Origin of the sequence: Treponema bryantii NK4A124 (genome assembly GCF_000421345.1) — a bacterium.
In the GTDB taxonomy this organism is placed as follows: domain Bacteria; phylum Spirochaetota; class Spirochaetia; order Treponematales; family Treponemataceae; genus Treponema_D; species Treponema_D bryantii_B.
The window spans coordinates 99,279-124,707 of record NZ_ATWV01000005.1; the positions used below are offsets into that span (position 1 = coordinate 99,279).

At 42.7% G+C, this 25,429-nt stretch carries 22 protein-coding genes and 1 riboswitch; of the genes, 10 read left to right on the plus strand and 12 right to left on the minus strand.

Features of this window, described 5'->3' with window-relative positions; all coding sequences use genetic code 11:
• The 3 genes from G626_RS15645 (at position 1) to G626_RS17355 (ending at position 3,088) form a co-directional block, all read left to right on the plus strand.
• On the plus strand, positions 1 to 1,476 hold the full coding sequence (locus G626_RS15645) for a peptidase U32 family protein (protein ID WP_022931974.1): 1,476 nt from the start codon (positions 1 to 3) through the stop codon (positions 1,474 to 1,476).
• Between the two features lie 116 nt (positions 1,477 to 1,592).
• Positions 1,593 to 2,222, plus strand: coding sequence for a hypothetical protein (locus tag G626_RS0106485; protein WP_156003219.1), 630 nt, complete (start codon positions 1,593 to 1,595; stop codon positions 2,220 to 2,222).
• Positions 2,222 to 3,088 carry a metallophosphoesterase family protein gene (locus G626_RS17355; protein WP_022931976.1) on the plus strand — a complete coding sequence of 289 codons (867 nt, stop codon included), beginning with the start codon at positions 2,222 to 2,224 and terminating at the stop codon, positions 3,086 to 3,088. Before G626_RS0106485 ends, G626_RS17355 begins: the two co-directional genes overlap by 1 nt.
• Positions 3,089 to 3,164: 76 nt before the next feature.
• Here the strand turns inward: G626_RS17355 and G626_RS0106495 are convergent, their stop codons facing one another.
• On the minus strand, positions 3,165 to 4,994 hold the full coding sequence (locus G626_RS0106495) for a RelA/SpoT family protein (RefSeq protein WP_022931977.1): 1,830 nt from the start codon (positions 4,992 to 4,994) through the stop codon (positions 3,165 to 3,167).
• A 136-nt stretch (positions 4,995 to 5,130) separates the two neighbouring features.
• On the opposite strand from G626_RS0106495, the gene G626_RS0106500 reads away from it, so the two are divergent.
• The 4 genes from G626_RS0106500 to G626_RS0106515 are packed head-to-tail and all read left to right on the plus strand — an operon-like array spanning position 5,131 to position 10,912.
• Entirely contained in the window at positions 5,131 to 6,444 is a 1,314-nt protein-coding gene (locus G626_RS0106500; protein WP_022931978.1) for a TolC family protein, read from the plus strand.
• 18 nt (positions 6,445 to 6,462) lie between these two features.
• A complete protein-coding gene (locus G626_RS15655; protein WP_022931979.1) occupies positions 6,463 to 7,485 on the plus strand; it encodes an efflux RND transporter periplasmic adaptor subunit in 1,023 nt (340 codons plus the stop codon).
• Positions 7,485 to 10,616 carry an efflux RND transporter permease subunit gene (locus G626_RS15660; protein ID WP_022931980.1) on the plus strand — a complete coding sequence of 1,044 codons (3,132 nt, stop codon included), beginning with the start codon at positions 7,485 to 7,487 and terminating at the stop codon, positions 10,614 to 10,616. The genes G626_RS15655 and G626_RS15660 overlap by 1 nt, the downstream gene beginning before the upstream one ends.
• Positions 10,616 to 10,912, plus strand: a complete 297-nt coding sequence (locus G626_RS0106515) for a PG0541 family transporter-associated protein (protein ID WP_022931981.1) — start codon at positions 10,616 to 10,618, stop codon at positions 10,910 to 10,912. The genes G626_RS15660 and G626_RS0106515 overlap by 1 nt, the downstream gene beginning before the upstream one ends.
• A 38-nt stretch (positions 10,913 to 10,950) precedes the next feature.
• On the opposite strand, the gene G626_RS0106520 is transcribed toward G626_RS0106515, so the two are convergent.
• From G626_RS0106520 to G626_RS0106555, 8 genes are all read right to left on the minus strand, one after another.
• Entirely contained in the window at positions 10,951 to 11,922 is a 972-nt protein-coding gene (locus G626_RS0106520; RefSeq protein ID WP_022931982.1) for a N5-glutamine methyltransferase family protein, read from the minus strand.
• A gap of 157 nt (positions 11,923 to 12,079) precedes the next feature.
• On the minus strand, positions 12,080 to 13,156 hold the full coding sequence (gene prfA, locus G626_RS0106525) for a peptide chain release factor 1 (RefSeq protein ID WP_027727018.1): 1,077 nt from the start codon (positions 13,154 to 13,156) through the stop codon (positions 12,080 to 12,082).
• A gap of 130 nt (positions 13,157 to 13,286) precedes the next feature.
• On the minus strand, positions 13,287 to 14,468 hold the full coding sequence (locus tag G626_RS0106530) for an endo-1,4-beta-xylanase (RefSeq protein ID WP_022931984.1): 1,182 nt from the start codon (positions 14,466 to 14,468) through the stop codon (positions 13,287 to 13,289).
• 29 nt (positions 14,469 to 14,497) lie between these two features.
• On the minus strand, positions 14,498 to 15,811 hold the full coding sequence (gene larC / locus G626_RS0106535) for a nickel pincer cofactor biosynthesis protein LarC (RefSeq protein ID WP_022931985.1): 1,314 nt from the start codon (positions 15,809 to 15,811) through the stop codon (positions 14,498 to 14,500).
• The gene (larB, locus tag G626_RS0106540; RefSeq protein ID WP_022931986.1) at positions 15,808 to 16,569 is read right to left on the minus strand and encodes a nickel pincer cofactor biosynthesis protein LarB; all 762 of its coding nucleotides are present in this window, start codon (positions 16,567 to 16,569) and stop codon (positions 15,808 to 15,810) included. Before larB ends, larC begins: the two co-directional genes overlap by 4 nt.
• Positions 16,559 to 17,356 carry an ATP-dependent sacrificial sulfur transferase LarE gene (gene larE / locus G626_RS0106545; RefSeq protein ID WP_022931987.1) on the minus strand — a complete coding sequence of 266 codons (798 nt, stop codon included), beginning with the start codon at positions 17,354 to 17,356 and terminating at the stop codon, positions 16,559 to 16,561. The genes larB and larE overlap by 11 nt, the downstream gene beginning before the upstream one ends.
• 7 nt (positions 17,357 to 17,363) lie before the next feature.
• The gene (locus G626_RS0106550) at positions 17,364 to 17,678 is read right to left on the minus strand and encodes a hypothetical protein (protein WP_022931988.1); all 315 of its coding nucleotides are present in this window, start codon (positions 17,676 to 17,678) and stop codon (positions 17,364 to 17,366) included.
• Entirely contained in the window at positions 17,675 to 18,097 is a 423-nt protein-coding gene (locus G626_RS0106555; RefSeq protein ID WP_022931989.1) for a hypothetical protein, read from the minus strand. The genes G626_RS0106550 and G626_RS0106555 overlap by 4 nt, the downstream gene beginning before the upstream one ends.
• 249 nt (positions 18,098 to 18,346) lie before the next feature.
• Here G626_RS0106555 and G626_RS0106560 point away from each other — a divergent pair, with 249 nt between their 5' ends.
• The 3 genes from G626_RS0106560 to G626_RS0106570 all read left to right on the plus strand — a co-directional run bounded on the left by G626_RS0106560 (position 18,347) and on the right by G626_RS0106570 (position 21,975).
• Positions 18,347 to 19,009 carry an HAD family hydrolase gene (locus tag G626_RS0106560; RefSeq protein ID WP_022931990.1) on the plus strand — a complete coding sequence of 221 codons (663 nt, stop codon included), beginning with the start codon at positions 18,347 to 18,349 and terminating at the stop codon, positions 19,007 to 19,009.
• A 37-nt stretch (positions 19,010 to 19,046) separates the two neighbouring features.
• Positions 19,047 to 19,252: riboswitch (cobalamin riboswitch) on the plus strand.
• Between the two features lie 78 nt (positions 19,253 to 19,330).
• Positions 19,331 to 19,927: a hypothetical protein gene (locus tag G626_RS0106565; protein ID WP_022931991.1), complete on the plus strand. Its 597-nt coding sequence runs from the start codon at positions 19,331 to 19,333 to the stop codon at positions 19,925 to 19,927.
• 140 nt (positions 19,928 to 20,067) lie between these two features.
• Positions 20,068 to 21,975, plus strand: coding sequence for a TonB-dependent receptor plug domain-containing protein (locus G626_RS0106570; RefSeq protein ID WP_022931992.1), 1,908 nt, complete (start codon positions 20,068 to 20,070; stop codon positions 21,973 to 21,975).
• A 9-nt stretch (positions 21,976 to 21,984) separates the two neighbouring features.
• Here the strand turns inward: G626_RS0106570 and G626_RS0106575 are convergent, their stop codons facing one another.
• The 3 genes from G626_RS0106575 to G626_RS0106585 are packed head-to-tail and all read right to left on the minus strand — an operon-like array spanning position 21,985 to position 25,361.
• Positions 21,985 to 22,902, minus strand: coding sequence for a hypothetical protein (locus tag G626_RS0106575; RefSeq protein WP_022931993.1), 918 nt, complete (start codon positions 22,900 to 22,902; stop codon positions 21,985 to 21,987).
• Positions 22,899 to 24,428 (minus strand): NFACT RNA binding domain-containing protein, encoded by a 1,530-nt coding sequence (locus G626_RS0106580; RefSeq protein WP_022931994.1) that lies wholly within the window; start codon positions 24,426 to 24,428, stop codon positions 22,899 to 22,901. The genes G626_RS0106575 and G626_RS0106580 overlap by 4 nt, the downstream gene beginning before the upstream one ends.
• 39 nt (positions 24,429 to 24,467) lie before the next feature.
• On the minus strand, positions 24,468 to 25,361 hold the full coding sequence (locus tag G626_RS0106585) for a TatD family hydrolase (protein WP_022931995.1): 894 nt from the start codon (positions 25,359 to 25,361) through the stop codon (positions 24,468 to 24,470).
• Between the last annotated feature and the right edge of the window lie 68 nt (positions 25,362 to 25,429).

Here is a 25,429-nt window from a genome sequence, read left to right on the forward strand (position 1 = left end):
ATGGAACTTTTATCGCCGGCCGGCAATGTTGAAAAATTATATTATGCTTATGCCTACGGAGCAGATGCCGCTTATATCGGTTTAAAAAAATTTTCTCTCCGCGTAAAGGCAGATAATTTTTACGAAGATGAATATAAAAAGGTGCAGGCTCTTAAAGAAAAGTTTCCCGGCCGCCGCCTTCACTGTGCCTTAAACATTTCTTTTCACGATGAAGAAATTGATGCCCTTAAAGCTAACCTCGATTATTTTAAGCAGTATCCTATAGATGCTTTTATTGTTCAGGATATTGGTATTGTTCCTCTGCTTCAAAAAGAATTTCCTAATGCCCAGCTTCATCTTTCGACACAGGCCAGCTGCGTAAACAGCGAAGCGGTTAAGATGTATAAGTCTCTGGGCTTCAGCCGCATTGTTCTTGGCCGCGAAATTTCAATAGAACAGATTCGCCGCATTAAGGACGCTGTGCCTGATATGGAGCTCGAAACTTTTGTTCACGGGGCAATGTGTATTGCCTACGCGGGCCGTTGTCTTATGAGCGCCTACCTTACAGGCCGCTCAGCTCAAAGTGGTTTTTGTTCGCATACCTGCCGCTGGAATTTTAAGGTGGACGGGAAGGCTTGTGCCGAGAACTTAGAGGCTGCGCGCGCCCTTGCCCAGAGCGGTCTTCTTACTTTGGAAGAAGAGCAGCGGCCTGGCGAAAAGTTTCCGGTTTTTGAGGGCGATGGCTTTACGGCAATTCTTTCTTCTAAAGACCTGCGCATGATTGAGCATCTTGCAGACCTTCGCGACGCCGGAGTTGATTCCCTTAAAATTGAAGGCCGCATGAAGAGTGTTTATTATGTTGCCATGGTAACACGAGCTTATAGAAAAGCACTGGATGCCCTGGAAGGAAAACTCAGTCAGGAAGAGGCTGCTCCTTACATAGCCGAACTCGACAATGTTGCCCACCGCGAAAGCACAACCGGTTTTTATTATGATAAATCTAATGCTGATGAAACTACTACCGGTGCCAGCGATAGTAAATATCAGCTGGCGGCAGAAATAGGCGAGGAAATTACCGGTGCCGCTTTTGATAAACTTTATACAGAAGGTCACGCCCGCTACGATGCTGCACAAAAAGAACTCGAAGCTATGCACCCTGCGGCCCGCGAAGCCCGCTTAAAAGATTACGAAGTTCATCCGGATCGCCGCATCATCAGCTTTGAAAAAAAAGAGGGCTGGCACATGTACGACTGCAAGGGTATGAATATGATTCGTGCCGGCGAAGTAATTGAATTTGTTTCTCCGGAATTCTGCTCTCTCAAAGTGCCAGCAGACGAATGGGAAATCATAGACTCAGAAACCGGGCTTAAAATGAACTGGACCTGCGACGGTCATCCAACAGCACTTTACCTTAAGCATAAGCTGCCGGATGGAACTCTGCTTAGAACTCTTGACCCGGATTATGTAGAAGGAAAAATCCGGGATACCGGAAGATGAAAATGACTGCCTGCAAAAAAATCTGTAAAAGAAACTTTCTGATAATCTGCTTCATGTTTTTTTCTTTTTCTGCTTTTTGCCAGAACGTGAATTTTTTTACAAAAGGTAAACCGGAAATGTCCCTTTCAGGAGGATTTTCTCTCTGGTTAAAAAATGATTTACACGCCGGCCCCTTCGCTTTCGATACTTCTTTTACTGCAGATTGTAAAGAACTTTATTTTGACTGCGGTAGCGTATTTCAACCTCATACATTTGATTTTACAGGCAACGCTTTTTATATGCCGACTTTCTATGGTATGTTCAGAGCTGGCCTTGGCTTTACTTATCATTTTACAAGATATTATAATGAGTTCTCAGAAAATGATTTTCTTCCGTCTCTCAGATTCTGCTGGTGCAAGACTTCCTTCTTTAATGTAAATTTTGCAATTGGTTTAATGCTAAAAAAATCAATTATTGATGAAGTGAATAATTATCAGCTGAATCTTTTTAAGAATTCTTTTTTCCTTGGATTAAGATTCGACTGGAACATCAACTCAGCCTTTAATGTATGGTGTTCAATTGCTTCTGTTGATTATTATGATTATCCTCTCTTAGGAACTCCATTTTTTAAGTTTGGAGCAGACTATAAGTTTAGGGATAATGTAAGTTTAGAATCAACTTTATCATTTAAATATGTTGATATGATAACAAGTGCAGTTTATTTGAGTGAATGCAATTATAAAACAGCAATTAAGGTGTATTTCTGATGAAAAAAAACTGGCTTAAGATTTTTACAGTTATTACGTCTCTTCTTTTTACATCCTGTTACGGCAGCTGGAATATTTTCTATGACGGAAACAATGTTGACTGCAGATCAAAAGAAATGCTTTGTCTTGATGATGAAACAGATTCTGTCTTTGCAGAGTCAGGAATTTCCTCTCTGACAGGGAGCTATAATGTTTTAATTATAACTGACTCGCATTTTGGTTATAAATTCAAGGAAGCTCCTCTTGAATGCCTTTATAACTGGCTTGATTCTGTAAAGGGAACTGCTGCTGCACCTGAGTTTGCAATCTGTCTTGGAGATGCTGTTGATACAGGATGTCAGGCAGAATATGATGAATATCTTGATTTTTGCCAAAACTTAAAATCTCTTTACGGAATAAAAATTGTTTTTAATACCTGTGGAAATCATGATATATATCAATCGCATTGGGGAAACTGGCAGAAAAACTGTTATCCTCATTCATCATTTTATTCCTTCAAAACTTCAAGCTTTTCCTGGTATAGCTTCGACACAGGTGATGGTACTCTTGGTACAAAACAATATGATATTTTAAGAAAAGCGATTGAAAATGACCCTTCACCTAAAATCGTTTTTTCGCATTATCCGCTCACGGAATATCGTCTTGCCTTTGGCCTTGGAGATACAACGGAAAGAAATCTTTTAATTAAATTATTTTTGCAGAATAAAGTTTGCTGTTATTTTGGCGGTCATGATCATTGCTGCAATTATAAGGACATTGGTCTGAAAGATTATTGCTGTCCTTCTTTCAGATTCAATGAGGCCTGGACTATTCTTCATATTGATGAGGAGAATGGAAAGGCTGTTGCAGAGTTCATCGGTGACTGAGTGACACGAATCATTATGAGGAGTTTTTCGGTGGTTGAGTGCCGCAAAGTCGGCCTGTTGAAACCACCTTCATCTTTTATTCATCCCACTGTACTTCAACGCTGCGTTCTTCTTTATGAGGAATACGCTGGTAAATGAGACAGTCGGCGCGGTGAATTGAAACTCCTTTTGTTCTTGTTACGTAGCCCGCAATCAGATCTGGATATTCCGGTTTACAGCACTGGGCAATATTGTAAAGAACCCTGCGTTCTCCCTGTACAAGTACTCCGCATTTTTTATGAGGTCTCTGTTCTGGAGCCGCTTCCGGCTTTCCCTTTTTAGGACGGGATTTTTTTGCCCGGATAAAGTGTGTTGCTCCACCGCCTGCAAGTCCTACTGTTCCTTCAATGCCTGCGGCATTTGCCTGTTCTTCTGCCTTAAGGGCCAGTCGTTCACTGAAGGTAGGGTCGTTTGCCATAAGCCAGGAGTGAATCTTCTGGTGAGCCTTTGTAGTTTTTACAAGCTTAAGCTGAGACTCAGTAGGATGAGCCTGAGGATTTGTGATTACTTCAATAATCTGTGTATTTTGCAGGGGGCGGGAAAGAGGAATGATTTTTCCGTCAGCCTTAGCGGCAATAATTTTTTCGCCGACAGCTGTATGAACCGCATAGGCAAAGTCTATCGCGGTTGCTCCCATAGGAAGTTTTTTTACATCACCCTTTGGTGTGAAAACGTAAATCTCGTCGCCAAGCAGTTCGTTTTTTAGGGTTTCAAAATTGTTGCCTTCTGTAAGACTGTCTTTAAACTGCTGGAGTTTGTTGTAAATGGCAAGACGGTCTTCTTCAATCAGCTCGCGGGAAGATCCTTTTTTATAGAGCCAGTGAGAAGCAATTCCGTGCTCAGCCATGTTGTGCATGTCGTGGGTACGAATCTGAATCTCAAGAGGCTTTCCTTCACACATAACTGTTGTATGAAGTGACTGATAACCGTTTGCCTTTGGCATAGCGATGTAGTCCTTAAAACGACCATCCAGAGGCTTCCACAGTCCGTGTACAATTCCAACAAGGGTGTAGCATTCAGCCGGAGTATTACAGAGAATGCGCAGGGCAAGCAGGTCAAAAAGTTCTCCGGCCTCTTTATTGCGCTTTCTCATCTTCTGATAGATTGAATAAAAGTGCTTTGCGCGGCTTTGAATCTCAATCTTCATACCCATCTTATCAGCTGATTTATAGATGCTGTTAACTGCCTTTTCCAGATAGCTGGCCCGTTCATCTTTTTTCTGAGAAACAATTGCCTTAATCTGCTGGAAAACAGAAGGGTTAGTATATTTAAGGCTCAAATCTTCAAACTCATTTTTTTCTGCCTGCATTCCAAGTCTGTCTGCAAGTGGAGCCCAGATTTCTATAACGGCGCTGGCAATCATGTGCTGGTCGGCTGCTGTAAAGCTCTTGATATTGCGGATTCGGTCCAGGCGGTCTGCAAGGGTAATTAGAATAATACGCGCATCGTCGCACATGGCAAAAAGCATATTGCGGATGGCATCTGACTGATGCATTGTCTTTGTGTTTATAGGCAGATTGAGAATCTTATTTACTGTAAGAACGATTTTACTGATGTTTTCGCCGAACTCTTTAGCAATCTCTTCATCGCTTACATCAAAATCCTTTATGGAATGAAGGATGGCGGCTACCAGGGTAGGGCTGTCGAGCTTGCTTTCGGCCAGAATGTTTGCAACCCTGAGAGGGTGGAGATAGTAAGGCTTACCGCACTCGCGCACTCTGTCGCCTGCTTTTTCTACAAGAAGAGACCATGCTTTTGTTACTTCAGCCTTTTCTTCGGAAGAAAGATATTCGTGTTTTGAGAAAAACTCTTCCAGAAGTGCAGCTGTATTTTTTACATCAGATGAAAAAACTTTCTCGCTGCTCATTTTTTTTCAGTCATGCTGAACTTGTTTCAGCATCTATATAAAAAATAACAGATTTTTCTAAAATGATATAGTAATTTTCTATAAAATAATTTGTTATTTTGTTATATTGTATATGAGTATATATAATGGAAAGAATATGAAACGTATAATTTTTGCAGCAATTGCTTTATTCTGCGCTTTTTCCCTGAATGCACAGGCTGGTTCAGAAAAAGTCAGATCTATCACTGTAGATGAGGCCGTTATTCTGGCAGCGGATAATAATATTTCGTTAAAACGCCAGAGAATCAGCCTTGAAACTCTGGAACGCCGCAATAAAACCTCCTGGAACGGGGTAAGTCCTTCTGCTAGTTTGAGCGGAAGTTTTACTAAGCCTCTGGATGGCATCGTTACAGATATGGAGGCAAAACAGAAATATACCTATCAAATGGGGGCTTCTGTAAGCCTTTCTCTTACACCTTCTTTGTACACTTCAATAAGGGCCGCAAGTCTTCAGTACGAAAGCGGAAAAACTTCCTATGAAGATGCTGTTCGCCAGATAGAGCTGAATGTTCGTAAGCTTTTTTACAGCCTTCTTTATACTAAAGAGAGTATGAATCTGCAGCGCCGCAATATGGAAACTGCACGCATCCGTTATGAAAATAACCGTGACAAGTATAACCGTGGTCAGCTTTCTGAACTGGATCTTTTGCAGTCTCAGTACAGCTACGAAAGCCTTCGTCCTAATATTGAATCTGCAGAAATTGCTTATCAGAACAATATTGCTTCATTTAAGCAGACTCTTGGCCTTTCGCAGAATGAAAAAATTGAGCTTTCGGGTTCTCTTTCAGATGCAGTTCCGCCGGAATCTTTTTCTGTAAATCAGACTGTTGAGGAACTGCCTTCCATCAAAAAATTAAAGGCCAGTATAGAGCAGCAGGAAAACTCTTTACTTGCAACAAGATTTTCAGCCTACGGACCATCGATTTCTGCAAGTTATTCCTGGGGCTTGGGTGGAAACGATAGTGTAGAAGATTTTAAACAGAATCAGGAAAGTCATTCTCTTTCTTTAAGCCTTCGTATTCCTCTTGACGGCTATCTTCCATGGTCAAATGGAGCCAACAGCATTGCCAGTCAGAAAGCCACTTTGCAGGACTTAAAACTTCAGCTGGAAAATGAGCGCACAAGTGTCCAGCTTAATCTGCAGAACAGCATCAAAAACATCCTTCAAAAGCAGAGTCAGATGGATTTGATTGACCGCAATGTTGAGCTGGCTCAAAAGACTTATGATATGACACTTACTGCTTACAATCATGGTTCCCGCGACCTGCTTACCCTGCAGAGTACGGCAGATGCACTTTTAAAGGCTAAAACAGACAGAGAATCTAAAAAGTTCGAGCTTATCAGCGCAGTACTTGATTTGGAAAATACACTGGGGCTTCCTTTTGGTACCCTTGGAAAAGAAGATAAATAGAAATATTGAGGTTTTGATATGAGCGGAAAAAAATCTTCCACATGGATTATTGTGATTGTTCTTCTTGCTGTTACGGCAGCAGGTGTTTTTTTGATTAATCTTTCTTCAAAAAAGAAAAAGGAAGCTGCAGGCGGGCCGGGCGGCTTCGGTGGCTTTGGTGGAGGCCGTGGTCAGCAGACTGCAACTGCGGTTCGTACTACCGTAGCCAAAAATCAGACTATTACTGATTTTGTATTAACAAACGGCGAAATCGAAACCCAGAAATCTATAGAAGTTTTCCCCTCAATTGGTGGTAAGGTAGTTGATATGAAGGTGTCGCTCGGTTCTCCAGTTAAGGCCGGAGATGTAATTGCCTACATCGACCCTTCAGAACCTGGAAGCTATTATGCAAAGAGCCCGGTTACTGCCCCAATCGACGGAAGTATTATTACCTCTCCTGTAAAAATTGGACAGAAGGTCAATATGTCTTCTGTAATTACAAAGATTGGCGATATCAATAACCTTCAGATTACCGCAAAGGTTCCGGAGCGCTATGTTGCAGATATTGCAATCGGCCAGAAGGCAGAAATCACCCTGCAGGCTTACGGTGAAGAAAAGTTCATGGCTTCTGTCGTACGCATTTCTCCTGTAGTTGATCCTTCTACCCGAACAAAAGAAATCATTTTGAATTTTGATAAGCATTACGACAAGGTTAATGCCGGTATGTTTGCTCGCGTAAAACTTTTCACCGTTGATTTTGGCGGCTACCCTGTAATTCAGCAGGATGCCTTTGTAGAAAACAGCGATGAATATTACCTCTACATCGTAAAAGATGACAGCACTGTTACAAAGCGTAAGGTTACCCGAGGTAAGAGTATAGACGGCTACAATCAGGTTGTTGAAGGCCTTTCCGCCGGTGAAGTTGTAGTACTTGAAGGTATGCTTTCTTTGTACGAAGGTGCTAAGGTAAGGGATATCAGCGGAAACGTTGAGTTTGTAGAAGCAGCTCCACCAGCAGACAAAGGTGGCGAAAAAGGCCCAAAGCCAGAGGGTAAAAAATAATGAGTTTAAGTCGCAAAACCCTTGAACATCCGGTTCTCATTCTTATTGTATTTGCTCTTTTCGGCATGCTGGGAATCTTTACTCTGAGTAACGTTGCAACAGCTCTCCTGCCGGAAATGGAAAATCCTTCTCTTTCTATAAATACAACTTATCCGAATGCAGATCCTGAATCAGTAGAAAAATCTATAACCAGGCTGATTGAAAGTGCGGTTATGAGTGTAAACGGTCTTAAGAATCTTACTTCTACTTCCAACGAAGGTTCTTCAAACGTTTCTCTTGAATTTGAATATGGAACAGACCTTACCGCGGCCATGAATGATGTCCGCGATAAACTGGACCGTGTAAAGCGGGCTCTGCCGGACAATGCCGGCACTCCTACAATCTTCCGTTTTTCGGGAGATAACGGCGAAATCATGCGAATTCTTATCCGCGGTAACCGCTCTGTAGATGACCTTAAATCAATTGCAGAAAGCAATGTAGTAAGCATTCTTGAGCAGGCCGATGGTGTAGGTGAAGCTGAGGTTTACGGAGGCCGTGCCGCCCAGGTAAACGTAAAACTGGACCAGAACCGTATGGCTGCTTACGGCTTTACAGTGCCTACAGTTACAAGTGCTCTTTCAAGACAGAACATGGAGCTTGGCGGCGGTAAGGTTCAGGAAGGACACAAAAATTACATTGTCCGTACCACAGGTGAATATACCAGTCTTGATGAAATTAATGATACTGTTATTGCAACAATAAATGGTTACAGTATCCGTCTTCGTGATATTGGTGAAGCTTCAATCGGATATGGAGATACAACCCAGGAATCCTTTATCAATGGCGAAAAGGGTGTTTACATAAGTGTTTCAAAGCAGTCTGATGCAAACTCGGTTACTGTTGCAAACAATGTCTACAAAAAAATTGAGCAGGCAGAAAATAATCTTCCGCCGGATGTAACTCTTCAGATTATTCAGGACTCAACTGATGCCATCCGCGAAACAATCAATACTTTGATTACTTCTGCCTGGCAGGGACTTATTCTTGCGGTAATCATTCTCTTTATCTTCTTACAGAACTTTAAGTCTACAATCATCATTTCAATTTCTATTCCGCTTTCCATCATCATTACTCTTTTTGCAATGAGTATGTTCGGACTAACTTTGAACATGATGACTCTTACAGGTTTGATTCTGGGAGTTGGTATGATTGTAGATGCCTCAATCGTAATGATTGATAATATCTACGCTTACCGGCAGCGAGGTGCAAAGCCGCGAACCTCTGCAATTCTTGGTTCTCAGGAAATGCTGATGTCGGTAATTTCTGGAAACCTCACAACAATCTGTGTATTCCTTCCATTTATTTTCTTTATCAAGGATCTTGGCTTTATGGGACAGATGTTCAAGGCTGCAATTTTCACTATCGTAATTGCCCTTGTTTCTTCTCTGCTTGTTGCAATCTTCCTTGTACCGGTTCTGGCCGGAAAATTCCTGCCACTTTCAAACCGTAAAGAAAAGCCTGTAACAAATCCTGTATTAAAAGCTATATACGGTTTTTTTGAAGGCATCATTCAGTTCTTTACAAGAATATATGCAAAGGTTTTACAAAAGGCTCTTGATAATCGCCTTATAACTATAATTGCCGCAGTCTGTGTACTTATAATTTCCTTTGCTTTTATTCCGACTATGCAGATTAATCAGATTCCTGCCGGTCGTGATGATCAGGTTCAGCTGAACATTAATATGGCAACTGCAACTCCTTTTGAAGAAACCAAGGAAGTTGTAATGGCTCTGGAAGCTTATGCAAAAGAAGAGTGTAAAGGTGTAAAAACAATTACAACTTCTATCGGCGGTAGAAATACAAACCGCGGTTCCATCACAATTGCCCTTCCGGAATCTGCCAAGCAGATAGATTCAGCTCAGGAAATGCAGAATAAACTCCGTAAGCATTTTGCAGAATTCCCTAGTGCCCGTCTTTCCTTCAGTGAAGGCTTCCGCGGCCAGTGGATGGGCAGCAGTGTTGATATTGTTCTTCTTTCAGATGATCTGGACGCCGCTCTTGATACTGCAGAAGAAATCCGCGATGTTATTTCTGCTAACAAGAAAATCAGTGAGCCTTCTGTTAGTATGGATAAAGGTTTGCCTCAGGTTGAAATTGTAATTGACCGTGAGCGAGCCTATAACATGGGCGTAGATATTGCAACTGTTGCCCGCGAAATTAACTATGCTATCAACGGTTCTACAGCCTGTACCTATAAAAGCAATGGTAAAGACTACAGCGTAGTTGTTGCTTACCGTCCGGAAGACCGCAAGACAATCAACGACCTTGAGTCAATTTACGTTCGTGGTAATGGCGGAATGGTGAGCGTTGCAAACTTTGCTTCAATCAAAAAAGGTCTTGGACCGGTTTCTATCCGCCGTGAAAGTCAGAAGCGAATCATTCACGTTCGCGCAAGCAATCTTACTGAAGAAAACGACAACGTAATTGAAGAAGAAATTAAGGCCGCTATTCAGGAAAATGTTATTATTCCGGATTCTGTTGTTGTAAACTACAAGGGTGCCTGGAAGGATACAATGGAGCAGTACAGCTTCTATGCAAAAATTGCAATTATGGCAATCCTTATGGTATTTGGTGTAATGGCTGCAACCTATGAAAGCTTTAAGGCTCCTTTGATTAACCTTGCAACCATGCCATTTATTGTAATTGGTGTAATTTTGATTCATAAGATAATCGGCGAAGCACTTTCTTTCATGACAGCTGTTGGTGTTATCATGCTGATTGGTATTGTAGTAAACAACGGTATTATCCTGGTAGACTACACTAACATTCTTGTTGGTCGAGGCTATGAGCTTAAAAAGGCCTGCCTTGAATCCGGCAAGAGCCGTTTCCGCCCTGTATTGATGACAACCCTTACAACAATTCTTGGTATGCTGCCTATGTGCTTTACAACAGAAGGTCAGTCAAGCATGGTTCGTCCTATTGCCATTGCGGTAGTTGGCGGTTTGATTTCTTCTACCTTTATTACCTTGCTGGTTATTCCGGTTTTATATAGCCTGGTAATGCGTAAGCGTGAAAAGAAGCAGGTTGGTGCGGTGGTTGAGTGCTCGCGTAGCGAGTGTATCGAAACCACCCTCCATGAGGAGGACGAGTAATGGCAGATTTATATCGTGCAGAAATAATTTCAAACCAGTCGGTTCAGGAAGATATTACAGAACTCCTTGAACAGGAAATTCCTTCGATTCAGTATACTGTGATTCCGGAAATCCATGGCCGAGGTGGACGCACAAAAAAACTCGGCGACACTGTATGGCCGGAAATGAACTTTGCACTTTTTACATATGTAGAAAAGGAAGATGCATTAAAAGTGAAGGCTGTTGTTGAAGCTGTAAAAAATCGCTTTCCGAATGAGGGAATCAGTTTGTTTTTTACAAAAGCCGAAGAATTGTAATGGATTGCTTCGCTACGCTCGCAATGACACAGGCTTCGTCATTGCGAGGAGCGCAGCGACGTGGCAATCCATGCTTCAACAACTCTCAACTGCCCCTCAAGATCTTTATGAATCTCCGTATTAAAACCCATTCCTTCTGCAATTGCCGCAGTTGCCTCGGCGTTGTATTCCCCTGTCTCCATAAGGACAGTGCCTCTCGGTGCTAAATGTGCCTGGGCCTGCGGAATCAGGTTTCTTATAATTTCAAGGCCGTCATCTTTTGCCTGCCCGTCTGCTTCGCGGGCCCGGTCTCCTGTCAGAGTTATGTCTCCATCCAGAGCAAGGCGCGGTTCGCTGCGGCCGTCGCGTAAAAGCTCATCTACCATTGTGTGTGGAATATAAGGCGGGTTAGAAAGAATTACGTCGTATTTTATTGCCTCAGAAATTGCATCGAACAGATTAGTGCGTACAAAGTTGAAGCGGGACATTACAAGAGAGCCGAGGTTAGAGAAGAGGGCAGCGGCATTGCGGCGGGCAATGTCCAGTGCTGGCTCGGAAATGTCTGCAAGAGTGAACTTTGGCAGGTGCTCTGGAGGAACTCGTTCGTCTTCCAGCAGAGTCTTTGCCACCGCAAGAGCAATACAGCCGCTTCCGGTACACATGTCGCAGACAGTCAAAAGATTTTCCCCGCGGGCATACATCATAGAAAGAATAACGTCTACTGCGCGTTCAACCAGAATTTCTGTGTCGGGCTTTGGAATTAAAACGTCGGGAGTTACAAGAAAGTCGTAGCCGTAAAATTCCTTGTGGCCGGTGATGTATGCGATGGGCAGTCCTGCAGCACGGCGGGAAACGGCGTCGTTGAGCCAGGCCTCTTTGTCGGCAGGAACTTCGTAATCTCGTTTGAGCAAGAGATCTGTTTTTGAAAAACCAAGACAGTATGATAATAAAACTTCGGTATCAAGTTTTGGACTTGGGGATGTTTGAGAAAGATCTTTTGTTATTTTGGATTTTAATTCTTGTAATTTCATAAAGGCGGGGGCGTTGCGGGGGTGTCCCCCCGCAGAGAGGGTAGAATAACACGAGGGGGAGGACCGCGGTTCAGGCATAGCCTTCACCGAGACTCGCTAAAAACAGTCCACTGGACTGTTTTTACCCCACTTCGTGGGGCCGCTCCCTATCTCCTAATTAAAGCTCTGTAATATCAGACTTCAGCTGCTCTTCCTTAGCGTAAACGTTAAGCGCGTCTAACATATCGTCCATTTCGCCCATCATGAAAGAAGGGAGATTATGAGCCGAATAGTTGATGCGGTGGTCTGTTACGCGGTCCTGAGGGAAGTTGTAAGTACGGATCTTTTCGGAGCGGGCACCTGAACCAACCATGCTGGAACGTGCAGCGGCGCGTTCTTCCTGCTTCTTGCTTTCTTCAAGGTCAAAGAGGCGGGCACGCAAAACGCGGAAGGCCTTTTCCTTATTCTTAATCTGAGACTTTTCATCCTGCTGAATAACAACAAGACCGGTCGGAATATGAGTAAGACGAACGGCAGAGTCAGTTGTATTTACACACTGTCCGCCAGGTCCACCGGCACGCATAACGTCAACGCGAACATCGCCCGGCTTAATTTCAATTTCAGTTTCTTCGGCTTCTGGAAGAACGGCAACAGTTGCAGTCGAAGTCTGCAGACGGCCCTGCGACTCAGTAGCAGGAACACGCTGAACGCGGTGAACACCAGATTCCCAGCGCAAAGTTCCGTAAACAAACTTACCGCTGATAGAAGTTACGATTTTGTTGAAACCACCGACCTCAGTTTCCTGAGCTTCCATAGTTTCAGTTTTCCAGCCCTTGCGTTCTGCCAGGTGAGTGTACATTTCCCAAAGGTCGCGTACAAAAAGCGAAGCCTCATCACCACCGGCAGCCGAACGGATTTCAAGAATAATGTTCTTTTCATCAAGAGGATCAGGCGGAACAAGTTTAAGTTTAATATCTTCCTCAAGCTTAGGCTGTTTTTCTTCCAGTTCCTTAAGTTCTTCGCGGGCCATCTCGCGCATATCAGCGTCGTCTTCGTTAGTAATCATTTCTTTAGCATCAGTAATGCCCTGGAGAACTTTTTTGTACTCATCATAAAGCGCGCACAATTCAGTCAAATATCCGTGCTCGCGCATTGTGTCCTTGTACTTCTTAGGGTCCTTTACGAGGTTAGGATCCATTACAAGGTCGCTTACTTCCTTAAAGCGTTTTTCGCATTCATCAAGCTTCTTAATCAAATCCATAGTGAAAGTATATTATCATAGAAAAGAAAATGTGAAAATAGGGAAGGAGGGAGGAGCCCCTCCCTCGCTCGCACTTCGTTGCTCGCTACCTACCCAACGGGGGCCAGCCCCCGTAACGCCCCGTTTACTTCAGAGTGTACTTTATTGTTTCAGTTCGACTCGTAATTTCATACTTGCCTTTAAAGCCGCTGACTTTTACGTAGCCTTCTGCGTCTGTTTCTGCATCGTACTCGGTGTGCCATTCTTCTTTAATCAGATGGTGGAGGGCCTTGTATGATGGTTTTAGCGAACCGTCTTTTCTGATTACGCCGCTTGGGGCGTTGAGCCAGGCTCCGTCGCCAAAATCCCAGTTAGTAATGGCCGTAACAAGAGGATGATTTTCAAAAAGATTTCTGTACATCTTTTCAAGGTCATCTGCCTGTTTTTGCTCCAGCTCCGGAGTTGCGGCATCGTCATCGTAGTGGGCATCCTGCAAATCATCAAGAGAAGGATCAACAAGAGGCCCTGCAACAATTGTGTTTTCCGTAAAGTGAATAGGAAGTCCAAAGTGCTCAAAGCGGCTTAAAATCTCTTCTGTCTTTTCATATGACCATACGCCCTGGTGCTGATGAGACTGCAGACCGATTTTCTTAATAGGAACGCCTGCATTCAGACAGCCGTCAATCAAAATCTCATAGTTTGTGGAAAGATTAAAATCATTAATAAGGAAGATTCCATCCGGATTACTTTCCTGAGCTGCATCGAAAACTTTCTTAACGAGTCCAACGCGGCCAAGCTCCTTACAGATTCTTGTGATGGCGTTATCATATTTGTCGTAAATAGGCATGATTACAACCTCATTGATAACATCCCACATATCAATTACGCCTTTAAAGTTGCCAACGTCGCGGTGAATGCGCGCCAGCTGCTTTTCAAGAATTGTCTTGTTGTCATAGTTCATAAGCCAGGGTACACAGCCGGTGTGCCAGCAGAGAGGATGGCCCTTAACTGTTACGTCCTTGCTCTTAAGAAACTTTGCGGCCGCCATGAGCTGCTCTGTGTGTGGAGAGCCTTCTTCCGGCTCAAAGCCGCCCCAGTAAAATGGCAGGGTTCCGTAGTTGAAAAGCCCCAGCCACTTTTGCATGCGGTCTTCTTGTGTGGCGTTGGGAGTGCCGTTAGTGTAAGAAAGTGTTTCAAAGGCACCGCAGCCAAATAAAAACTCGTGATTAATCTGATTAATATGAACCTTTGTATTTGCAAGAGCTTTTCCGTCTGCTCCCTTTATCTGAACCTTAGCCTCAGCTTTTCTGTGTGATAAGTCTGCCATTTTATTTCTCCATTGTCATTGCGAGTCGCTTAGCGACGAAGCAATCTGTTATTAATCTCATCAATACTCAAACCTGTCTTGCGGGCAATTGCCGCCAGGTCTTCGTATTCATATTTTTCTCTTTTTACGCCGTAGCCTTCTGCTCTTTTTATTCTGATATCTCCAAACTCTGTGTTTACAGTTTCAATGCTTCGGTCCAGAAAATAGCGTCTGCTGATATTTTCGCGGACTCCGAGAGTTGTCGTGTGCTTGAAGATTGTCTGAAGAATCTTATCTTTGTCGCTCTCGCGGCACATTACGCAAAGCAGGTTACCGGGACGCGACTTTTTCATTGTTACCGGAATTGTATAGGCTTCTATTGCGCCTGCCGCAAAAAGCTGCTCCATTGCAAAGGCAATTCTTTCTGCGCTGATGTCGTCGAGGTTGCAGGTGTATTCCAGAATCTGCTCAAGCTCTTCGTCTCCTTCTCCAAGAATTGCACGTACGCAGTTTGCCGCTTCAAAATCTTTTTTGCCCATGCCGTAGCCAATGTCTGTGATTTTCAACTGTGGCATGTTTCCAAAGCTGCTTACAAAATGCTTGAGCAGGGCAGCCCCCGTAGGAGTACAAAGCTCTTCTGTAATGTGGCCGCTGTAAAGCGGAACTTCTTTTAAGATGAAGGCAGTAGCAGGGGCCGGCACCGGTAAGATTCCATGAGCGCAGTGAACGTGACCCGAGCCCACATTTACGGCAGACGCACAAATCTTTGCGGCGCCAATTTTATTCATAAGCAGACAAACTGATGTAATATCTGCAATGGCGTCCATAGTTCCCACTTCGTGAAAGTGGATGTCTGTTACAGGAACTCCGTGGGCATTGCTTTCTGCTGCCGCAATCAGCTTGTAAACTTCTATTATATCTTTTTTTACGCTGTCCGGGATTTTAAGGGAATTAATGATTCCTTCAATTTCTGCCATGCTGGAATGATGATGGTGATGGTGCCCATGCTCGTGGTCATGATGATGGTCGTGTTCATGGCAATGCTCTTCGTCGTGATGGTGCTCATGCTCGTGGTCATGTGAATGTTCGTGTTCGTGGCAGTTCTCTTCTTCATGATGATGGTGCTCGTGTTCGTGCGCATCATGGCTTTCTTCTTCTTCGCCTTCAATCAGTACCTTAAAATGAGTTCCTGTAATTCCGCACTTAACGGATTTTTCTGCATTAACAGTTACGCCAGGAATTCCGGCCTTATTTATTTCTTCAAGAAATGCTTTCTTTTCTTCATCTGATAAAAGCTCATAAAGAGCCGCGCTGAGCATGTCGCCCGCAGCGCCCATTGGTAAGTCTAAATATAGGGTTTTCATTTTGTTTCCTTTGCCTCCACATGATTAATCATGCTTGCCTGATATCCTGCTCCAAATCCGTTATCAATATTCACAACCGAAACTCCGCTTGCACAGGAGTTCAGCATAGAAAGCAGGGCAGAAAGCCCATTGAAGGAAGCTCCGTAACCAACACTGGTTGGAACCGCAATTACCGGGCAGTCAGCAAGACCTCCAATTACACTGGCAAGGGCACCTTCCATTCCGGCAATTGCGATAATAACTGTTGCAGACATTATTTCATCAAGATGGGCAAGCGTTCTGTGAAGGCCCGCAACTCCTACGTCATAAAGACGGCATACCTTGTTTCCCAAGACTTCTGCGGTAAGGGCTGCTTCTTCCGCAACTGGAATATCACTTGTGCCGCCGGTTGCAACAACAATTGTTCCGATTCCATCAGCTTTTGGCAGCTTACCAACGATTCCTATTCTCGCATCCTTACGATAATCGAAAGGAATGGCAGACGCTACAGCCTTTGCTTTTTCTTCATCAATTCTTGTAATAAGAATTGTTTTCTGGCCCGCTCCCTGCAGCGACTTTACAATGCCGATAATCTGTTCTGCAGTTTTTCCTGCTCCATAGATTACTTCTGCAGCTCCCTGACGTGCCTTGCGGTGCAGGTCAATCTTTGCATAACCGAGGTCTTCAAAAGGTTCTTTTTTTATTTCAAGAAGGGCATCTTCAACAGAAACGCTTCCATCGCGGACGCCCTCCAGTAATTTCTTTATTTCATTCTTCATTGCGTGTCTCCAGATCTAGCAGTATTTTGCTGTAATTAACTTTTAACGCAGATAGTATTTCTTTGCGTTTTTCTATAAAGAGGGGAATCTGTTCCTCAGTAATTTCAATTTTAGCGAGCGGGGCCGCGTCGGGAGTGTCGGATGTGCCAGACTTACTGGCTCTATTTTCAAGCATCCTTACACGGAAGTTTTTAAAACCCAGTCCCATTAAAAAGTTTTCATACTTTTCAGTAACTTCCAAACGTTCGTTAGTTATATTACTACCGACAGGTAGTCTTGTGGCAAGACAGGCATAAGAAGCTTTGTCCCAGGTAAAAAGACCTGCCTCTTTAGAAAGTTCACGAATACGCTGTTTTGTTAGTCCGCACATGCGGAGAGGAGACAGAACTTTTAATTCTTTCAGCGCCTTCATGCCGGGTCTGTCTCCCGCATCATCACTTGCGTTGGTTCCATCAAGGATTTCAGTAAAACCATCTGCAGCAGCCTGCTTTACTATCTGAGAAAAAATTGTCTGTTTGCAGTAATAACATCTGTCCGGCGGATTAGAACGAACCTTTTCATTTGCTAATACATCAATAGAAATTATACAAAGCTTAATACCAAGTTCTTCTGCAAGACGTTTTGCATCATTAAATTCAAAGGCCGGCTGAAATGCAGATTTAACGTAATATGCACGAACTTCTTCGGCATATTTTTTTGCGGCATATAAAAGGTAGGCAGAATCAACGCCGCCGGAGAAAGCAAGAGCGACCCGGCGGTGTTGACGGAAAAAATCTTCTAAGTTCAAGTTATAATTAATTTTTCTTAAAGAGAGCAGCTTTTACAGTGCCCTTAGGATCGCGCACAAAAAGAATCACAAGCCAGATAATCAGCCCAAGTGCAACGACAGAAAGTCCAAGATAAAAATCATTGAGCATATCAAGAGGAGCCGGAACAAAGGCTTCTGCACCAAGTTCAGCATACTCAAAAATTGTGTCAATGAGCCACATCAAAGAAGCGCCCCAGTACATAAGGCAGAGAGTTCCAACCTTGAGAGTGCGGGCTTCTTCCTTTTTATACCAGAGAATTGTGCAGATTATTGCTGCAAAAACAGTAGTAAGAAGTGTCATACCAGACCTCCGGCAAGTTTTTCTGATTTATTGTTCTTTGCTTTTTTCTCTATCATAGAAACTACGCCAACCATAATTCCCCAGGCAGCGGTTACAAGCAGTGCCATGCAGACACCGGCCGTTGCCATTTCGTGAAGCATTTCAGAAGCTTCTCCGTCTTTTACGGCTGTAAGGAATGGGAAGAAAGGAACAACCTCTCCGTGCCAAACGTGCTCAAAAGCGAGAAGTGCAGAACCACCCCAGAGCATTTTATTGAGCCAGCCGATTTTTGTAGAAAGGCTGATTTTTGGTGTCTCATTTTCATCAGCTTTTGTATTAACAGCACCGGAAAGTGCCATTTTCTTTTCTTTAGATTTAATTATTCTCTCTGCGACTGTTGTAATGATTGCTTCTGCAGCAGGAACTGTAAAACATGCCATGTTTGTCCTCCAAGTTATAAATACATTCTATATTATATAACAAAAACTGTTAAAATATATAAAAATTTTATAGAAAAATTGTAAAAATTTATTCTGTCACACGGATTCGATTTTGCTACGCAAAATCTTTTTTTAAGGTTCTTTTAATTAAAATACAAATAAAAATAGAAACAGCGTAGCTGTTTCGAATCCGTGTGACAAATGTTGTATTTGTCTAATCGTTGTTGTTTCTATATAATAGCTTGTATTATGAAATACTCACTTGCGATTTTTGATATGGACGGAACCATCCTTAATACTCTGGATGATATGACCGACTCTTTGAATGTAATTCTTGGAAAATATAAGCTGCCCCTCCACACTCTGGACGAGGTGCGTTTTATGGTCGGAAACGGCATTCCAAAACTGATTGAACGTGCCATAGAAGGTGGCAGAGAGAATCCGGATTTTGACAAGATCCTCAAAGATTTTATTGCTTATTACGAAGAGCACTGTGCAGTTAAGACTGCCCCTTATGAGGGAATCCCTGAATGCATAAAGGCCCTTCGTGCCGCAGGAATCAAAATTGCCGTAAACACCAACAAGGTAGAGCCTGCCGCAATTGCTCTTTGTGATGATTATTTTCCTGGCCTTTTTGATATTATTTCGGGCAGCCGCCCTGGTATGCCTCCAAAGCCCGCTCCAGACGGCATTTATGAGATTTTAAACCGTGCAGGAATGGACGGAAAGTCAGAAGGGCAGAAAGCCGTATTCATTGGTGACTCAGATGTTGATATGCAGACAGGTACCAATGCCGGCCTTGACGTAATCGGCGTAGACTGGGGCTTCCGCGGCAAAAAGTTCCTGGAAGAACACGGCGCCAAAGTGATTATGCTGAGTGCCGAAGAACTCTCTGAATATCTTGTAAAATAACCTATCTTTATGGTAGACTATGCCCGTGTATTTCAATGGAAGCAGGTGCAAGGCCTGAGCTGAATGCGCAACGGTATGCAGTTTGCGGTGCACACGGTGGTTGCGGTGGTTGAGTAGACACGAAGTGTCGTATCGAAACCACCAGAGAAAAACCACTATAAAAACACCGCATACATCCGAAAACAGCCACTGGACCGTCCGGTCTGGGAAGGCTTCAGATGTAATTGCTGCAAGCCCGGAAACTTTGGTACGCGCCTTTCGTATGAAGGGATATCTCAACTTTTGGAAAGTGCGCAAGTTCGCTTTCCGGGTAGGAAATAAATGAAACATTTAAAATTTTCTCATTTGTTTGCAGCGTTTGCTTTCGTTGCAGTATTGTCATTGGCTGGATGTAAACCAGTAACCGAAGAAGTAATTAAGGAAGTAGAAGTAACTAAAGAGACTACTGTAGAGAAAGAAAAAAAGGTTATAATTCGTCCTCTTTTGTCTGATGATGCTGTTGTTGCAACTTGGTCTGCAACTTATGAAAAATACGAAATTGGTACAAATACTTTTAAGAGTTTTTTTCCAGGTACAAGTGAAGGTTCATGGGATGAATCATATACAGGTAATACCTTATGTGTAAGATATACAAGTGCTACTTCAGGTTATATTTATATGAAGTATACAAAGGCTCTTTGTGCGACTCATTCAGATTTTGATCATTATATTTACACATATGATACAGATGCTCCAGATGTAGGTAAATGGTATGCAATAGCATTTAAGGATTTGAATACTTCTGTAACTCCTAATACAATTAAACTTTCGGGAGCAGCTGGCGCAGTCACTTCAACAGCTACTCTTGATGAAGCAATAGATACCTTTACAATTGAAAATGGTTATTTTGACTATTTCAGTGATTTGGTGAAAGAATAAAGAATTCTCTTTCTTCTAACTGGCATAACCGGTTCTGTCCCGGTGGTTTCGATACGATGCTTTGCATCACTCAACCACCGGAAGCTCTACGGTGATTTCGATACGCCTGCTTTGCAGGCACTCAATCACCGGAAACATCTATGAAAAAGTTCCTTTTAATACTATCAATCGTTAGTTTTAGATTTTTCTCATTTGCCCAGGAAGCGGAAATTACTCTGCCTCAGGTTACCACATACATTCCGGCTGCAGTGGAACAGAAACTTGTGATTACAGCGGAGGAAATAGCTGCGGCTCACTACGAAGACCTGAGTGACCTTGTTGAAAGAGCAGGCCTTCAGGTACTCAGCTACGGGCCTTACGGACTGGAGAGCAAGCCTAGTATCCGCGGTTTTACAGATGAGACAGTTCGCGTTGTAATTGATGGTATCTGTGTGAATAATGCCCAGTACGGAACTTTTGATTTTTCTTCGATTAATCTGAATGCGGTGGAACGCATTGAAATTGTACGCGGCGGCTTTACAGAAGGGGTGGAAGACGAAGGTGCTGTTGGCGGCGTTGTTTACATAACAATGAAAAAAAATGAAATGTCTTCTTCTCTGAATGCGGAAGTGGCAGCAAAAACATTTTTTAATACAGAAAGCTTCCTTGATTCTGCTTTTCAAAAACTTTCTTACGGAGGCAGGCTGGGAGAAAATACTTTCTTAAATGCCGACGGTACTTTAAATTATGCAGGCAATCATTATCTTTATAAAGTAGATGGAAATCTTTCTCTTTGTGACGGACCTTTTGGAGCTGGTGAAGGTTACTTTCTTGGTGCAAAAAATGCTCAGGTTACAGACGGCCATGGCAATGCCAGTCTTACTCATTATTTTGGAGATGGTAATTATTTTTCTTTCGGTGAGATTTTTTACGGCGGGCATAAAAACACGCCTGGGCCGGTAAACTCAAAAAATCCGGGCCTGCAGAGAGACTACAACAATAATTTTAGTTTTTCTGTATGGAATCCTGCTCTTGCAGACGGACTCTTTAATTTGAAAAACAATCTTGTCTGGCTTTGCAATAACCGCTTTTATAAAGATGAAAGTGGCAGCGAAGACAGTCAGCATTTTATAAATACAATTAAATATACAGGCAGTGCAGATTTTACCTCACTGGCAGGCGGGCGAATCCGCCAGATGATTGGTATTTCATCAGATATTACAAATCTTGATTCTACTAATGATGGACAGCACATTCAGTTTTCCGGTGTAATCAAGGAGACAACAAAAGTTGCAGCTGCAGGAGGCTGGTCTTTCAGCCTTCCTCTTGCCATTAAGTTTTGTGCAAATGATGATAATATCAATTTTGCCTTTGTCCCGAAAATTGGAACTGCCTGGGAAGCCGGAAAAATCAAACTTTTTGCAGACCTTTATCGCATGGTTCAGTTCCCTAATATGGACGATTTATTCTGGGATGGAGCAGGCTATCACGGTAATCCGGAATTAAAGCCGGAAAGCGGCTGGGGAGCTGATTTAGGTTTTACCTTACGCGGAGAAAAACTTAATGGCGGCCTTACTCTCTTTTCAAATTACTATAAAGATAAAATTCAGTGGGGTAGTGGTACTACACAAAATCTTTCTTCTGCTTTTTATCTTGGTATTGATTTTAATTTTAAAGCTGATTTATTTGCCGGTTTCTGGACGCTTGATTTCAACGGTGAATATCTTTATAACCGTCTGTTAGATAAATCTAACAAATATACTTACGGCAAGCGGATTATGTGGACTCCGGATTTAACCTGTACTTTAATTTCTGCCTGGAATTTTGAACTTGTCAGAATATCCCTTAGTGCAGCTTACACCGGCCGCCGTTATACTTCAAACCTCAATGTATATTATTTAAAGCCTTATCTGCTTCTTGGACTTGCAGCCGAAGCTGTTCCTGTAAGAGGAAAGTTTACTCCTTATCTTAAAGCCGACAATCTATTGAACTGGCAGTACCAGTCTGTAGACGGTTATTCAATGCCTGGTATTTCATTAACCCTTGGTGCAAAATATAAGTTCTTCTGATTTTTCTGCTTATTTTGCTTCTGCAGTTTTTTTCTGCTCCTGGGAATCTGCAAACTCATCCATCCAGTGCTGAATGCATAGACGCCAGTCTGAAGAATACTTACTTTCCAGAAGGGCTCTGTCATACATATAATAAAAGTATTCAATTATTTCCTTTCTGGTGGCTTCGTCAATTTCACTTGCAGTTACAAACAGGCAGTCAATAAAATCTATGGCATCATGTGCAGAAAAGAAAGATTTATTCATTGTTGAAGTAAGCATATAGAGAGCGAGCGGAATACAGTTTACGCTGTGCTGCTTTACAAAGAGAACACTCTCAACAATTGCAACAGCTTGAGTTTTTATTTCTTCAAGATAGGCAGTTTCTTCTTCCTGAGTAAATAAACCCATGTGGAAAAACTGCTTAAACCAGGCATATACTCCGGCAGAAATTGCTACATGAATACTGGGAACACATAAAAGATGGGGGTCAAAAAAATGAATGGTACGGAATTTTCGTGTCTTCAGATAACGGGGGCGGGTAGTTGTTGTCATTGTATAGCGATAGATGCTTGCGGCGTTCCTGTATATGCTGGTTAAAAACTTAATGTAAACACAAAGATAAGGAGCTGCCTTTTTAAAACCAAGTTTATGCTTAAGCATATCCATAGGTTTTACAAAAAAACTTACAAAGCTGAGGTAAGCAAAAATTCTCTGAGGTACAAAAGGAATCTTTTCGTCTATTTCTGTATCAACATTGATTACCCTTCTTTTTGTAATATGAAACCTTTGCAGATGCTGGAGAATGAAAAAGTCTCTTAAAATCGTAAAGATATAACCCCAGGCGTGGCGGGCAGTGGACAGTCGTACAGGCATATAGAAAAATGGTGCAACACTTGAGTAAGAGCTTATCGGTCTATGCTGATCTTTTTTTAAAGTAGTTTTCATATCTGTCCTTCTGCATGAAGTGTGTCTAACCTTGAAAGGCGGGCTTTATCAGGTTCAATGCAAAGATTTTTTTCCTGGGTCGGCAGTACCAGACCTTTGGGTCCGTTTTTTGCACGGCGCAGGTATTTTACATGTGTGTAATAAAGATCTGTTTTTCCGGCGTTGCGGGCCTTTGAGTAATAAACAGCCAGGTTAGCAGCATCTAACAAAATATCGAGAGGAACAGTTTTTCCTTTTCGTGCCTTTATAAACACATAGCCGCCCGGAAAGTCGCGGACATGCAGCCAGAGATCATCACCCCTTACATGGTGGCGGAGTAACTCATCATTTTCGTTTGCATCGCGGCCAACCAGTATATACCAGCCGTTTACTGTGTAGTCGAGTCCTGGATGAGTTTTTTTCTGCTGCTGTTTTGGAGTAGTGTCGCGTCTAAGCAGCTGCTCAATTTTTACAGGATTCTGTTCTTTTTTTATTTCTTCATACTGGGCGTCGAGTTTTTCCATCTGCTTTTTGGTTATCTCAATGTCGTGGGCAAGCTCTTCGGTACCGCTTACAGCTTTCTTGTATTTTTTATAATATTCAGCTGCATTTTCCTGGGCTGATTTTTTAGGGTCTATCATAAGGCGGATTGTTTTTCCGCTCTCGTAGTCTTCACATTCAAGAAAATTACTGGAGCCGTCCAGCATATATCCGTAGCTCAAAATCAAATCGCCCTGGTGTTTCAGCTGGTCCGCATTCTTAAAAGCTTCCTGTTTTTCTTCAAGGTTTCGTAGTGCCGACTCCTTTTTGGAACGGGCAGAGTTGTACCATTTTTCAGCCTTTTCCAGCAGGGCTTCGCGAGAGAGTGTGTCTGAATGCTCTGAATACCACCAGTCAATATAGGAATTGAATGAGGGGCAAGCCTTCCAGTCTCTCACCGGGAATTTTGCAAGAACTTCTTCTTTTGACTGGTCCCGAATTTCTACCTCAAATTTTTCATCCTTTACTTCACCGCGCTCGGGCCTGCGGAACATAGGTTCAAGAATCGTGTTGCCGGTGTCGCAAAGTAAAACGTTTGCCGCATTATTCCAGAGTTTTATATAGAGGATGTAGTTTTCTTCGGTTTCAAGAGGCTCGCCCTGTGCCTCAAGCTCTTCTTTGCTGAGTATCGGTTTTTTTACAAGGGAAATATGAACAGTGCCTTTAGCTGCACCTTTTGGCTTTTCCTGCACCATGCGGCTGAGTTCCATTTTTACAACGCGTTCAAAGCCCAGCTGTTCTATAGAGTTTATACGGCAGCCTTTAATGTGAGCACGGAGAAATTCCATAAAGCGCAAAGGCTTGTCATTTTTTGTTATTTTTTTTCTTGTTTCATTAATGCGCACTGAATTTTGAGCCGTGCAAATCAGCAAAGTTTTTGCAGAGCCTTCTTTATATGTATAAAGTGCAAGAGTATCAAAACCTGGCTGAATGATATCCTGAATGAAAGCACCTTCAAGCTTGAGTTCATCCAGAATTAAATTGATTTCATTACAATTAAGCGACATTTTAATTGATTATAAACTAATTGAGATAAAAAGTCACATTTAATTATGGCCGAGGAAGAGCTTTCTGCAGTTTTCTTCAACTATAGAAGCGAGCTTTGAGCCTGCTATATCTCTTTTCGCAGAGACATAATCGTAAATATAGCTGATATTGCCCGGCTTGTTTTCTGTGTTTTTAAGAGGTACAGGGGCATAGTAAGGCGAGTCTGTTTCTATAAGGATTCTGTCTTTTGGAACATAACTTATGAGGTCTGCCATGTCTGCAGCGCCTTTTTTACCTGCATAAGTTACTTCGCCGTTAAAACTTATGTACCAGCCTAGATCCAGAAAGAAATCCAGCTCAGATTTGCTGTAGGAATAGCCGTGGATTACGCCCTTATTCCATTTTACTGCCTTAAGTACATCAGCAGTCTCCTGAAAGCCTTTTCGTGAATGCACAATTACCGGCATATTCAGCTTCTTTCCCAGTGTCAGCTGCAGGGCAAAGAGGTCTTTCTCATCAGAAATTGTATCGTGATCAAAATAATCATGCTCGCGGCCTTCGTATTCTACAGACTCCCAGTCGTGGTCTATTCCGCAGGGGCCTATTGCAACAAGCTTGTCTGCAAAATCATCACCGGAATCTTTAAAACTTGTGATTGTATCTTCCAGATTTTCGATATATTCGTAACGGTTTTCTACAGAATCCAGGTCAGGCATAATGCCCGCACTAAAGTAAATCATCTGGCGGGCCAGGCGCTTTGCATCATCATCATCAATTAATTCAATACATTCCTTAATTGTATCAACTCTGGCCCAGATATCGTCTGCTTTGATTCCGCTGTTCAGGGCAAAAAAGGGCTTAGAGGCAGTCATTTCTTCCAGTATCTGAGCTCCAAAGTCTGTTCCCGAGTTGTTTATCATCTGTGTAAAATTAAAAAGAATGTCCGAATTCATAACCTATATATTATCGGATAGAATGGAGCTTTGCCATACTGTCTTGTAAAATTTTATGACCTCTTGAC